This is a genomic window from Fructilactobacillus sp. X7R9C1, assembly GCF_059901005.1.
Map to the genome: position 1 here is coordinate 1 of NZ_JBWXVG010000013.1, position 14,364 is coordinate 14,364.

Annotated in this window: 9 protein-coding genes; all 9 read right to left on the minus strand. The window is 39.8% G+C overall.

Annotated features, from left to right (window positions below):
• The coding region (locus AC6UD0_RS06570) for a mucin-binding protein (RefSeq protein ID WP_500708528.1) at positions 1-4,019 on the minus strand (4,019 nt) is incomplete at its 3' end.
• A 774-nt stretch (positions 4,020-4,793) separates the two neighbouring features.
• Complete coding sequence (locus AC6UD0_RS06575) at positions 4,794-5,063, minus strand: CsbD family protein (protein ID WP_500694432.1); 270 nt, start codon at positions 5,061-5,063, stop codon at positions 4,794-4,796.
• A gap of 152 nt (positions 5,064-5,215) precedes the next feature.
• Positions 5,216-5,755 carry an HdeD family acid-resistance protein gene (locus AC6UD0_RS06580; protein WP_500696117.1) on the minus strand — a complete coding sequence of 180 codons (540 nt, stop codon included), beginning with the start codon at positions 5,753-5,755 and terminating at the stop codon, positions 5,216-5,218.
• Positions 5,756-5,799: 44 nt separating this feature from the next.
• On the minus strand, positions 5,800-8,667 hold the full coding sequence (gene uvrA / locus AC6UD0_RS06585; protein WP_500706800.1) for an excinuclease ABC subunit UvrA: 2,868 nt from the start codon (positions 8,665-8,667) through the stop codon (positions 5,800-5,802).
• A 9-nt stretch (positions 8,668-8,676) separates the two neighbouring features.
• Positions 8,677-10,692, minus strand: a complete 2,016-nt coding sequence (gene uvrB, locus AC6UD0_RS06590) for an excinuclease ABC subunit UvrB (protein ID WP_500694435.1) — start codon at positions 10,690-10,692, stop codon at positions 8,677-8,679.
• 153 nt (positions 10,693-10,845) lie between these two features.
• Positions 10,846-11,778, minus strand: coding sequence for a thioredoxin-disulfide reductase (gene trxB / locus AC6UD0_RS06595; protein ID WP_500699851.1), 933 nt, complete (start codon positions 11,776-11,778; stop codon positions 10,846-10,848).
• Between the two features lie 16 nt (positions 11,779-11,794).
• Positions 11,795-12,304: a thiol peroxidase gene (locus AC6UD0_RS06600; protein ID WP_500694437.1), complete on the minus strand. Its 510-nt coding sequence runs from the start codon at positions 12,302-12,304 to the stop codon at positions 11,795-11,797.
• A 118-nt stretch (positions 12,305-12,422) separates the two neighbouring features.
• A complete protein-coding gene (galU, locus tag AC6UD0_RS06605; protein ID WP_500694438.1) occupies positions 12,423-13,322 on the minus strand; it encodes a UTP--glucose-1-phosphate uridylyltransferase GalU in 900 nt (299 codons plus the stop codon).
• 23 nt (positions 13,323-13,345) lie between these two features.
• Entirely contained in the window at positions 13,346-14,362 is a 1,017-nt protein-coding gene (locus AC6UD0_RS06610; RefSeq protein ID WP_500706801.1) for an NAD(P)H-dependent glycerol-3-phosphate dehydrogenase, read from the minus strand.
• Between the last annotated feature and the right edge of the window lie 2 nt (positions 14,363-14,364).

The window sequence follows — 14,364 nt, forward strand, 5'->3', positions numbered from 1 at the left end:
TTGGTTAAGTTATCTTTACTAGTTCCATCAGGATATTTTGGTCCCGTTGGGTTATTTGGATCAATTGGTTGTCCTGGAGTTCCTGGGTTGTCAGGGGTAACCGTCTTCATCTTGTGTTTCAAGACAACCTTGAAGGTTGGGTTATCGGTATTAAATTCGTAGCCATTTGGATAACCGTCAGTGACTAATTCATAGCCTTGAGCCTCTAGCTTAGCGATTTCATCCTTGGTTGAGTAATCCGACTTAGAACCAAACTTACCAGTTAGATTGTCAGTGGTAATAACTCGGTTGTTGTCATCTTGGTCAATGTATTGAACATGAGCTTGTTCTTCATTGGCAGTGTAGGTAACCGTATCAGTCGAGTCGGTTGAGTCGGCAGTAGTAGTTAAAGCACCAACAGTTGCTTTATCAGGAGTATATCCCGTAATTTCAGGAGAATCAATTGAGCTAAAGACCGCATTCTTAGTAGTCCAGTCGCCGTAACTGATAATCTTGCCAGTTACTTGATCGAAGGTGGCAGTTCGAGTGTAGGTAACCGTCTCAACTTGATCGTTAGCGGCCTTACTACCGTCAGCGTAGACGTAGTGCACCGTTCTCGTAATGTTCTTAGTCAAGTCATTTACACCAGTTCCGTCTGGGTACTTTGGTCCCGTTGGGTTATCTGGATCAACTGGTTGTCCCGGTTGGCCAGGGTTATCCGGTGTAACCGTCTTGGTCTTGTGCTTAAAGATAACCTTGAAAGTTGGATTATCGGTATTAAATTCGTAGCCATTTGGATAGCCGTCAGTGACTAATTCGTAGCCTTGAGCCTCTAGCTTAGCGATTTCACCCTTGGTTGAGTAATCTGACTTAGAACCAAACTTACCAGTTAGATTGTCAGTGGTAATAACTCGGTTATTGTCATCTTGGTCAATGTACTGAACGTGAGCTTGCTCATCGTTAGCAGTGTATGTGACTTTAACGTCTGAATTCTTCGTGTCAGCGGTGGCAGTTTCGGAACCAACGGTCGCTTGATCAGGAGTGTAGCCCGTAATGGCTGGTGAATCAACCGAGCTAAAGACATCGTTGTCAGATGTCCAAGCACCATAAGTTATCTCACCAGTTACTTCATCAAAAGTGGCGGTTCTGTTGAACGTAACCGTTTCTACTTGGTCATCTGCGGCTTTACTGCCATCGGCGTAAACGTAGTGGATGGTTCTCGTAATGGACTTAGTCAAGTTGTCCTTGCTAGTGCCATCAGGATACTTCGGTCCCGTTGGGTTGTTTGGATCCACTGGTTGACCTGGGTTTCCGGGGTTATCTGGCGTAACTTCTTTGGTCTTGTGCTTTAAGACAACTTGGAAGGTGGGATTATTGTCGCCAAATTTGTAACCACTTGGGTATCCGTCGGATACCAACTCGTAGCCTTGAGCTTCGTAACTAGCAATTCGATCCGCAGTGCTGTAATCAGATTGACTACCGAACTTGCCGTTTAAGTTATCAGTTACTAGAACTTTATTGCCATTATCTTGGTCAATGTATTCAACATGAGCTTGTTCTTCATTGGCAGTGTAGACAACGGTATGAACATCGTCTTTTCCTTCAGCAGCATCACCCGTTACACTAGCTTGACTTGGTGTGTAACCAGTAATTTTGGGAGAATTAATAACTGGGTTAGCGTTATCGGCTGGCTTCCAGTCACCCCAAGTAATTGAACCAGTCTTTTCGTTCTTAGTCCCCGTTCTAGTAAATGGAACGGTAACAACTTGATCCTTTGCCATGGTCTTGCCGTTAACATCAACATAGTGAACGGTCACGGTTCCTTTACCACTATTATCAGTTACTGTTGTTAGGGTGTCACTGTAGATAACGGTATGAACATCATCTTTACCTTCAGTGGCATGACCAGTAACCGTTGGCTGATCAGGAGTCATATTAGGAACCTCTGGTGAAGTGATTACTTGATTAGCATTGCCAACTGGTTCCCAGTCGCCCCAAGTGATGTTACCAGTCTCATTATCTCTAGTACCAGTTCTAGTAAATGGAACGCTGACTTGCTTATCTGGTGAAACAGTGTTGCCGTTAGCATCCTTGTAGTGAACGGTAATGGTACCTTGACCACTATTATCAGTCACTTGACTGGTAGCGGGGCCATAAGGGACCTTAGTGTCTGAACCGGGATCCGTAATTGGGTATGGATAGGTCCCATCTGGACCTGGTTTTAATGGTTGACTTGGATCATGGGGGTCCATTGGAATCATGCCAGGAATATTGGGTAATTGAGGTTGTTGTGCTTTAGTAGGATCGTCTGGTTGCGTTTCGTATGGAACATCATGGGATCCATTGTCAATTGGATTGCCATTGGAATCAACTGGAACTAATTTTCCCAGTTGAGCAACTCCAAAGTCAATTTTCCGTGATTGTGGCACATAAATTGACAAAAGGATAATTCTACCGTATCCATCAATACTCCAAGAATACTGCTTGTTAGCAGGATCATACATATAATTTGCATCAATGTAATAAGTATCTTGACCATCACTACCTTGAATTAAATTACCATCTTTATCAAAGAGTTGAACTTTCATACCACCATGATCATCAGTCTCAGTATAAACAAGACGATAACCCTCTCTATAATATTCAGTCCACACAGTACCAGGAACACCAAAGTTTGAAACAGAGCCGGACGCGTTAGTAGGTTGTGTAGAAATATAATAAGTGGTTGGGATTTCTGGTGGTAATCCACTTATCGTATAATGTTGACCAGCAATTCCCTTGTAAGTTTTAGTAACCATTACTTGCCCGGTATCACGGTTAGTCCATGTAACTACTTGATCAACAACCTCTGGAGTTATAATTGACATCTGACCAAGTGGAACAGCACTATCACTAGAATTGTTATAGAACCACTCTTTAATAAGTGAATAACCATCTGGTTGGTCGGCATTGAAACCAACTCCAGTATTATGATCATCCCACTTGTAGTAATGCAATCCATCAACGTTAGTGGAAGACAAAGTTGTACCATTATCCTTTAATAGATAAGTTCCAATTACATTACCATCAGCATCAATTTCGTTTACATAAACAGTTCCATCACCATTACGATCAGTTGACCAAACTAACCACTTAACTTTGGTTGTGCCTTCTGGGGCATTAACACTTACATATCCGTAAGTATAGTGCTCTTCATCAGGATCGACCCAAGGAACTCCTAGTGTCTTATAATCTGGATCTTGCATGTCAACGTTGAATGGTTGTCTTTCGGCAAGATTGGTAGTTGCAACTTTAGCTTGACCATCATCGGTGGCTAAAGCTGCCGCCGTTTGCTTCATGGCTGCTGCTTGATCATCAGCCTTTTGGTTAGCATCTACCGCAGCGTCTTGCTTGTTTACTGCGTTATCACTTGTAGTTGCTTTCTGATCGGAATTTTGATCAGCTGATTGATCTTTTAATGCATTGGCTACTTTATTAGTCGTGTCATCATTCTTAGTTGCGTCTTGTTTAGTGGCATCAGAGTCAGCTTTTTTATCAGTTGATTGATCCTGTGTGGCATCTTTCTTCTGGTTAGAAGCATCGTCGTTCTTGGTGGCGTCTTGGTCAGTTGCTTGGTCTTTTGCTGAATCGGCCTTTTGATTGGTAGTGTTGTCATTTTTAGTGGCATCAGAGTCAGCTTGCTTATCTGATGTGGTGTCATTATTTTTGGCTATGTTTTGATCAGAAGACTTATTTTGTGATGAATTAGCCTGTGTATTTGCTGCCTCATCACTCTTGGTGACGTTCTGATCAGTTGCCGGATCATTGGTAGTCTGATTTTGCGGTACTGTTACTTGTTTATCAGATTTATCAGACGAATCACTATTTTGTGAATTCATCTGAGCGTTGTTAGTAACGTCCGCTTTCACATTATGTTGGTTAGACATAAGGATTCCGCCTGAAATCCCGGCTGAAAACATCGTGACTGTAATGGCGCTGAACAGCCATCGTTTACCAGCTTTATACATCTTATAATGTGTTTTGCTATCACGATTAAACATATAAGTAAAAACCTGCCCTTCTAATTTCAAATTAATCTATACTTACCGGCCTACTTGGCCTTAAGTAATTATTGCACAATCTGAAATTAAATTGAACACAATCGTATTTTATACAATATGAGTAAAACAAAGGCATACACGGCAGTGTTTTTCACGATTAACCAATGCATATAGGTAATTGTTTCTCATTGTGTGTAAATAAAATGAAAAATCGTAATGGTTTTGTAACATTAGCCGTGTATGTCCAATGATAGCAACGTAATTCTTACTTTTTCCTAATAATAATTTTAAATGTTAATTAGTGATTGTGCATAATGAAAATGACAGTCAAATTCGACGCCAAGTATAGCAACAAGATGCTCCGCCAGCCCCCGTTTAATCGCACTATGTGAGAATTACCGTGAAAATTAATTTACTAATAAATCATTAGCAAAACATAAAATCATTCCTTGTGATGTTTGCCAACATTGGTTCTTAGTGGGTTACATGGTCGCTTGTGAATAAAATTATAAAAGAAATCACATTATATTAATTATAATTAAATTCACATTCATTATTCTCTTAATGTGTAAAAAGCCTTAATTACCCGAAAGAGTTAGAACAATTCTCGCTAGTGAATAACTCTCTTCAAACGGTTTGATGATAAACGAATTTCTAAAAAAAAGGATTCATACCAATTTAAATCGGTATGAATCCTTAGAAGTATAGATTTATATAAAAAATCTAAATATTATACGACGCTTTATTATTGCAAATCGCTTTTTTCCTATCTAATTATTCGTTATCAAGGTCACTGTCGATGTCATCTTTAACATCTTGGGCTTTGTTCATAAAGTTCCCCTTACTGCTTTGTAGGTCACCTTTGATCTTATCCATGGTGTCACCAGAGATAGCACCCTTAATTTGCTGTGCCTTACCTTGGGCAACGTCACTCAAGTTATCGATGCGATCAGCAATATCGTCTAAATCATAACGATCTTCAAGTACTAAGTAACCTAACACGATGTTTGCACCCAAACTAAAACCTAAAAGTAAATTCTTCATAATGACCCTCCTAATATTGATTAATAATTCAATATAATAGTATCATGCCTGTAAAATAATAACTAGTAAAGACTTCTCCCCCCCATTAAGATATTAATTAAGAATTAATCCAAAAAAAGACACCTCATTAATTTAAGGTGTCTTAATTAATTTTATAGTTTATGAGCAAATGCCAGCATAATCATGTTAATTCCTGCCACTAACAGAACAATTCCCACAATTATAGCTAAAACCTTAGCAGCTAGACTTGGGTCTAACAGTAAGAAAATTCCTAAAAATAGTGTAATAAGATCAAAAACAAGTGACGTCCAGAAGACCCCACCGTTAAACTTACGAATGTGATCAACTACAATCAACTGACAGATTGAGTAAACCAGAATCCAAACTGCAAATAGGATCCCTAGGGTAAAGGTCCCGGCATGAACGTTAAACAGGAACAATAGTGCTAACAAGATTTCAATCGCACCACCAATTAACATCGTAAAACTTCGATAGCCAATTTCTTGACTTAACTTTCGATAGACCCAAATTGATTTTACCCCGGCAACTAATGCAACGACGGCGAATATGATCGCCAAAACAGCAGCACTTGTAGTTGGGTGGAAGAACATCAAAACAGCGGCTAATAATAAGACAACGCCAAATAGACATTCAAACCAATCAAATCCCCATTTTTTATCTTCGTACATCATAAATATGACCTCCAATAGTTTGTTTCAACCATATTTTACCACATCTACTTTTGCTGATGCTGTTGGGCTTCAATGGTTCGCTTAGTATCACGCTCTAAGACTGGTTTTAAATACTCACCGGTATAACTATTTTTCAGTTTAACAATCTGTTCTGGTGTTCCGGTTCCAACCACATATCCGCCGGCAGCGCCACCTTCTGGACCGAGGTCGATCACGTGGTCAGCCTCTTTAATAACGTTTAAATTGTGTTCAATGATCAGAACGGTATTTCCCTTATCAACAAGTTTAGAAAGGACCCCAATTAATCGCTTAATGTCGTCAGTATGAAGTCCCGTAGTGGGTTCGTCAAGAATATAAAAGTTATTTCCAGTTGAACGCTTATGGAGTTCAGAAGCTAACTTCATTCGTTGTGCTTCTCCACCTGACAAGGTATTAGCTGGTTGACCTAATTTCACGTAACCAAGTCCCACGTCAGAAATGGTCTGCAACTTTCGCGTAATCTTTGGGATGGCTTTGAAAAACTCTAACGACTCATTCACGGTCATGTCAAGAACTTCAGCGATATTTTTTCCCTTGTATTGAATCTCAAGCGTTTCAGAATTATACCGTTTTCCATGACAAACTTCACACGGAACGTAAACATCGGGTAGAAAGTTCATCTCAATCTTCAAGATTCCATCACCATGACAAGTCTCACAACGACCACCCTTGATGTTAAAACTAAACCGTCCCTTTTTATAACCGCGAAGCTTGGCCTCGTTAGTTTGGGCAAACAAGCCCCGAATATCATCAAAGACTCCAGTGTATGTAGCTGGATTACTTCGAGGGGTTCGGCCAATCGGACTTTGATCAATACTTACTAGTTTTTCAATGTTCTTCCATCCAGTGATTGATTTATACTTGCCTGGTTTTTCCGAATTATGATTCAGCTTCTGGGCCAAAGCTCGTTTTAAGATATCATTAACCAACGTAGACTTTCCGGAACCAGAAACCCCCGTCACCACGTCAAACTTACCAAGTGGAAATTTAACGGTAATGTCTTTGAGATTATTTTCTAAAGCACCCTTTAGGGTAACGTTTTTGCCGTTCCCCTTTCGTCGTTTTAAAGGAACGGGAATAAACTTCTTTCCAGAGAGATATTGACCAGTTAATGATTTCGGATTTTGAGCCACTTGTTCTGGAGTCCCGGTGGCAACAATCTTACCACCCTTCTCTCCAGCTCCTGGACCAACATCGATTAAATAATCGGCCGAACGCATCGTATCTGAATCATGTTCAACGATAACCAACGTATTTCCTAGATCACGCATCTTTTTCAGGGACTTAATTAAGCGATCATTATCACGCTGATGAAGACCAATGGATGGTTCATCAAGTACATACAAAATTCCTGAGAGATTTGAACCAATCTGGGTTGCAAGTCGAATTCTCTGTGCTTCACCACCAGAAAGCGTTCGGGCTGATCTAGACAGAGTCAAATAGTTCAATCCAACGTTTTCCAAAAATTCCAGTCGATCACAGATTTCCTTAATAATTGGATGAGCCACAACCGTATCTTGTTCACCAAAAGTAAGTTTACTAAAGAATTGGCGTTCATCGGCAATATTCATATCAGAAACTTCTCCAATGTGTTTGCCATTAATCTTAACTGCCAAAGCCTTTTCGTTTAATCGGTACCCATGACAAGTCTGACAAGTTAATTCTGTCATGTACTTTTCCATTTGTTCTCGAGTGAAATTACTGTTGGTTTCATGATAACGGCGTTTAACGTTGTTAAGGACTCCTTCAAAGGGAGCATCAACATCACGAACTCCACCAAAATCACTCTTGTAGTGAAAATGGAACGTTTTCCCCTTGGAACCATTCATCAATAGATCACGCTGTTTCTTTGGTAATTTACGGTATGGAGTATCCATATCAATATTAAAGGCTTTACAAGCCTGCTCTAACATTGCTGGATAGTATTTTGAGCTAATTGGATTCCATGGTTCAATTGCTCCCTCATTAAGCGTCTTATCTTGATCTGGGACCACTAAATCGTTATCGACTTCCAACTTAACTCCTAATCCATCACACTCAGGACATGCTCCATATGGGGCATTAAATGAAAAAAGACGTGGTTCAAGTTTCCCAACCGTAAAACCACAAATAGGACAAGAGTAATGTTCCGAAAACACCATCGGCTCTCGCTTACCAAGAAAGTCGGCAATGGCATATCCGTCACTTAGACGTAAAGCTGTCTCAAGTGAATCTGACAATCGTGAATTAATCCCGTCTCTAACGACAATTCGGTCAACCACCACGTCAATATTGTGACGCTTATTTTTATCTAAATCAAAATCTTCGGTCGCATCATGGATTTCACCATCTACTCGGACTCTGACGAAACCTTCGCGCTTAATTTTTTCAAAAACTTTTTTATGTTGTCCCTTTTTATCACGGACAACTGGTGACATAATCTGCAATTTAGTTCGTTCAGGGAGGGCCATGATTTCGTCAATCATTTGATCGACGGATTGACTAGTAATGACCGTTCCATCATTTGGACAAATTGGCGTCCCCACTCTTGCCCACAATAAACGTAAATAATCATTAATCTCAGTGACAGTTCCAACGGTTGAACGAGGATTTTTTGAAGTTGTTTTCTGATCAATTGAAATGGCTGGACTAAGTCCCTCAATCGAATCAACGTCAGGTTTATCCATTTGACCCAAAAATTGTCTAGCATAAGAGGAAAGACTTTGGACATAACGGCGTTGACCTTCAGCGTAAAGGGTATCAAAAGCTAAAGAACTCTTACCTGAACCAGATAAACCGGTCATTACCACCATTTTATTCTTGGGGACATCAACATTTACGTCTTTTAGATTATGTTCACGGGCGCCTTTAATTTTAATGACGTCATTTGCCATCTAACCACCTCACTTTTTCTTTTTCTCACCCTTAAGCTGCATCACGGTATCCCTTAAGTTAGCAGCTTGCTCAAAATCAAGTTTTTTGGCTGCCGCTCTCATTTCGTCCTCTAAATTATCAATCATTTCCTTTTGATCCTTAGCACTCATTTGGTCAAAATCGGATTCAACAAAGCTTCCATTAGTATTATCATCGTTGTTTTTCTCGCCCTGTTTATACGCAGAAATGGCCTTAGGAATTGGTTTGATAATGGTCTTAGGGGTAATGTTGTGTTCCTGATTGTACTTCATCTGAATGGAACGACGACGGGCAGTTTCATCCATCGCGTACTTCATCGAATCGGTAACGTTGTCCGCGTACATAATAACATGTCCGTGTGAATTACGAGCTGCTCTTCCAATTGTTTGTACAAGGGAACGTTTGTCACGCAAAAAGCCTTCCTTATCAGCATCCAAGATTGCAATCAATGATGTTTCGGGAACGTCAATCCCTTCACGCAACAGGTTAATTCCAACTAAAACATCAAACTTACCCAAACGCAAATCACGTAAAATTTGGGTTCTTTCGAGGGTTTTAATATCACTGTGCAAGTATTTCACTTTAATTCCCAAATCTTTTAGATAATCGGTTAAATCTTCTGCCATCTTCTTGGTTAAGGTCGTAACGAAGGTACGCTCGTTATTTTGAACTCGTTTATTGATTTCACCAACCAAATCATCCATTTGATCTTTCGTGGGACGAACTTCAACGGTTGGATCAAGTAGTCCAGTTGGACGAATAATTTGTTGGACAACGTGATTAGTCTTGTCCTCTTCATATGGACCCGGAGTGGCTGACATATAAACCACTTGATTAACCCGTTTTTCAAACTCAGGTAACTTTAATGGTCGATTATCAAGCGCGCTGGGAAGTCTAAATCCATAATCAATTAATTGCTGCTTTCTAGCCTTATCACCGTTAAACATTCCACCGATTTGAGGAACCGTTCGATGTGATTCATCAATGAACATTAAATAATCTTTGGGGAAAAAGTCCAATAATGTGTATGGAGCTTCGCCAGGTTTTCTGCGGTCCATATAACGAGAATAATTCTCAATCCCAGTTGTATATCCCATTTCACGCATCATTTCAATGTCATAGGTAGTTCTTTGTTTTAATCTTTGAGCTTCAAGTAGTTTGCCCTTTTTCTCAAAGTTAGCAACCTGTTTTACCATTTCATCCTTGATTTCAGGTAAAGCCACATCCATCGTTTCCTTATTAGTCAAGAAGTGAGTGGCAGGAAAAATCGTAATCTGTTTTCGTTCACCGATAACTTCACCAGTCAACGTGTCAACTTCAGTAATTCGGTCAATCTCGTCACCGAAAAATTCGATCCGATAGGCATGTTCATTTCTAGAAGCCGGAAAGACTTCTACTACATCACCATGTACACGAAAGCGACCACGTTGAAAATCAATATCATTTCTATCAAACTGAATGTTAACTAGTTGACGCAAAAAGACATCACGCTCTAGTTGTTGCCCAACGTGTAACGACACGGTGTGGTCTTGGTACTCTTTTGGACTTCCTAATCCGAAGATTGAAGAAACCGAAGCAACGACAATCACATCATTTCGTTCTAGTAGAGCACTGGTTGCAGCGTGTCGAAGTTGGTCAATCTCGTCATTAATAGAAGCATCCTTTTCAATATAGGTATCACTGGAAGGAACATAGGCCTCAGGCTGATAAAAATCATAATAACTCACAAAGTACTCAACGGCATTATTAGGAAACAGTTGTTTCAACTCGCTATAAAGTTGCCCAGCTAAAGTTTTATTGTGAGATAAAACCAGCGTAGGCTTATTAATGTTTTTAATGACATTTGCCATCGTGTAGGTTTTACCTGTTCCAGTTGCACCCAAAAGGACCTGATCACGATCTCCATTCTTAATTCCTTGAGTCAATTCCTTAATAGCCTCGGGTTGATCACCAGTTGGAGTAAATTTCGAAACTAGGTCAAAATTATTATTCGTTTTTTTAATCATATTGGCACCTCTTCTTAAACTCGGAAAAAAAGGAGAAAGTATTAACTTTCTCCCGTTACTTATAATAATTCTAGCATACGAACATACTTTCGCAAAGCAATTAGACCAAAGCTTCCATACAAAAAGAGCAGATCGACTCTGCTCTTTTTTCGTTTAATCTTTAGTTTTAAGCTCTTCAACGTAATTGAAAACACCTTGACCTGCAGTTCCGCCATCGCCGACTGCAGTCGTAATTTGACGTAAGTGTTTCTTTCGCACGTCACCAACCGCAAAGACACCAGGTATCTTAGTTTTCATTTCATCATCCGTGTCGATCCAACCTTGTTCATCTGTGATGCCAAGGTTTTTGAAGGCAGCTGTCATTGGTAAAATACCAACGTAAATAAACACACCAGAAGCTTTAATATTAGTGGTTTCACCAGTCTGGTTGTTTTTAACCGCAACCCCGGTTACTTTTTGACCGTCACCTTCAATATCAGTAACGTTACTGTTCCAGACAAAATCGATATTGTCCTTATCAAAGGCACGCTTCTGTAGAATCTTCTGGGCCCGAAGTTGATCACGTCTGTGAATGACCGTAACGTGCTTTACGATATTGGATAGATAAGTAGCTTCCTCAATCGCAGAGTCACCGCCACCAACGACAACAACGTCTTCGCCTTTAAAGAAGGCGCCATCACAAACCGCACAGTAAGAAACACCTTTCCCACTGTAGTCTTGCTCACCGGGAACTCCGAGTTTCTTGTACTCAGAACCAGCACCAATAATTACAGAAGGAGCCTCATAGTCACCGTCTTCAGTCTTAACAATCCGCTTATCGCCATCAATGTCAATGCCAGTAACGGTTCCGTAGCCATACTCAGCACCAAATTGAGTACTCCCATCGTACATTTTTTTAGATAGATCTGGTCCTAAGACTGATTTAAATCCGGGATAATTCTCAATTTCGGCGGTGTTGTTCATCTGTCCACCATAGATCCCACGATCAAGCATTAATACAGATAGTTCGGCTCGTGATGCATACAATGCTGCCGTCATTCCGGCTGGACCAGCACCGATTACAATTACATCATACTTTTTTGCCATTATATCGCCTCAATCATTATTTATTGTTTGTTACTTTCTTTAACTCGTCAAGAACTGGTTCGTAGTTTGGTTGATGAGTAATTTCTGGAACTGCTTGGCAATACAAAATTTTGCCTTCAGCATTTACCAAGTAAACCACCCGAGCTAAGTGACCAAAAGCCGGGATGTATAAGTGCATAGCTTTTCCAAATGAACCATTAAAATCAGAAAGAATTTCCATGTTATTGACACCGTGAGCGGCACACCAATTTTTTTGGTATTCAATTGGGTTATTTGAAATAGTAACAAATTTAATTCCTTTAAACTTTGATGCTTCCTGGTTAAAACGAGCAGTTTCTAAACTACATACCTTTGTCTTTAAGTTAGGAACCACACTAATCAACGTTGTCTGACCCTTTAAATCATCAGTCGTAACATCTTTCCCTTCAGCATTTTTTACGGTAAATTTTGGTAGATAATCGCCAACCTTTGGTTGATCATCACCCATTAACCATGATACTGGTAGTCCACCTAATTTAATTTTCATAACCAAAAACCTCCTTGACTAATATCAATTGTACAAAATTATATTATCATAAACTGAATTAAATGTTTAATCATTATACTTCAAAATAAAAAATGCCGGCAAAAGTCGGCATTTTAATCTAATTTTTCTGTTGTTCGTCTTCCTTAGTCAGCTTTTGACCAAGGTTCTTAATGTATTCACGTAATTCTTGCTCAATTTCAGGGTGTTTTAAACCAAAGGTAATGTTAGTCTCAAGCCAGCTAAGCTTATTGCCGGTATCGTAACGATCACCCTTAAACTCATGAGCAAACACTCTTTGAGTTTGATTTAAGGTATTGATGGCATCGGTTAGCTGAACTTCATTCCCCTTACCTGGCTTAGTGTGTTCCAAAACGTCAAAAATCTGTGGAGTTAACAAGTAACGTCCAATAATTGCTAAATCACTAGGAGCGTCCTTAGGATCTGGCTTTTCAACGAAGTTTCTCACATTATAAAGTCCCTTTGAAACCTCGCTAACTGGTTCAATTACTCCGTATTTAGAAGTCTCTTTATGAGGGACTTTCATAACGGCAAGGGTTGAAGCTCCCGTCTTTTCGTAACTATTCATCAATTGTTTGGTGAGCGGAGTCGTATCTTCCATCAAGTCGTCTCCAAGCATAACCACAAATGGATCATTTCCAATGAAACTTTTGGCCGTTAAAACAGCGTCGCCAAGTCCACGTGGATAAGATTGTCTAATAAAGTAAATGTTCATATCATTAGTCTTCTGAATTGACTTGAGCATCTTTTCTTTACCCTTTTTTTCAAGGTTTTCTTCAAGCATTACGTTTGAATCAAAATGATCTTCAATGGCACGCTTGCCCTTACCAATCACAATGACAATGTCTTTGATTCCAGAAGCCTTAGCTTCTTCAACAATGTATTGAATGGTTGGAATATCAACAATTGGTAACATTTCCTTTGGAAGTGCTTTCGTTTCAGGTAAAAATCTTGTTCCTAAGCCAGCGGCAGGAATAACAGCTTTAGTTACTTTTTTCATCTTCTTATATACCCCTTTTAGAATTAACCTTGTTCTGAACGTCCCTCTCTAGACATTAAATTAGAAATCGCGTCAGAAACGGTTTCTTCATTATTAATTACTGCATGAATTGCGGATGTAATGGGCATTTCTACCCCACGTTGTTTTGATAATTCAAATGCAGCTTGATTGGTGTCGATTCCCTCGATCACCATGCCCATGTCTTTAACAACGTCATCCAATTTCTTACCCTTGCCGAGCTGATAACCAGCCCGCCAATTGCGAGAATCAGAACTAGTTGCGGTGACAATCACGTCACCTACACCAGACAATCCGCTAAAAGTTAATGGGTCCGCACCAAATGATACACCTAAACGTGATATTTCCGCAATACCACGGGTCATGAGGGCTGCTTTTGCATTATCACCGTAACCCAAACCTACCAAGGCTCCAGCTCCTAATGCAATAATATTTTTCAAAGCTCCACCAAGTTCAACCCCAATAATGTCGTTATTAGTATAAATTCTGAAATAATCATTCATGAATAATTTTTGAAAATGCTCAGCAGATGGCATATCATCGCTCGCAACCGTAACTAAGGTAATATCACGTCTAGCAACATCTTCAGCTTGACTAGGTCCAGAAAGGGCTGAAATCGACTTACGATTTTGAGGATCAATTTCTTCTTGCAATACCTGAGACATTCGATCATAGGTACCCTTTTCAATGCCCTTACTTCCATGGATGATATATGGTTTCATTTCTAACTTGCCCAAAATTTTGTTAGCTTGATTTGCAACCGAACGAGTTGCTTGTGATGGAACAATGAATAAAACATCATCGGCTCCTTTAAGTGCCTCTTCCATGTCAGCATAAGCTTTCATCTCTTTTGGAAAGGTAAAGTTCTTGATGTAATGGGAATTAGTGTGCTGATTATTTAACTCATCCACCTGTTCCTTGCTTTTCGACCAAATTTTAACTTCATGCCCATTTTCAACTAAAATATCGGCGAGCATGCTGCCCCATGATCCTGCACCGAGTACTGCGATTTTTTCTGTCATTA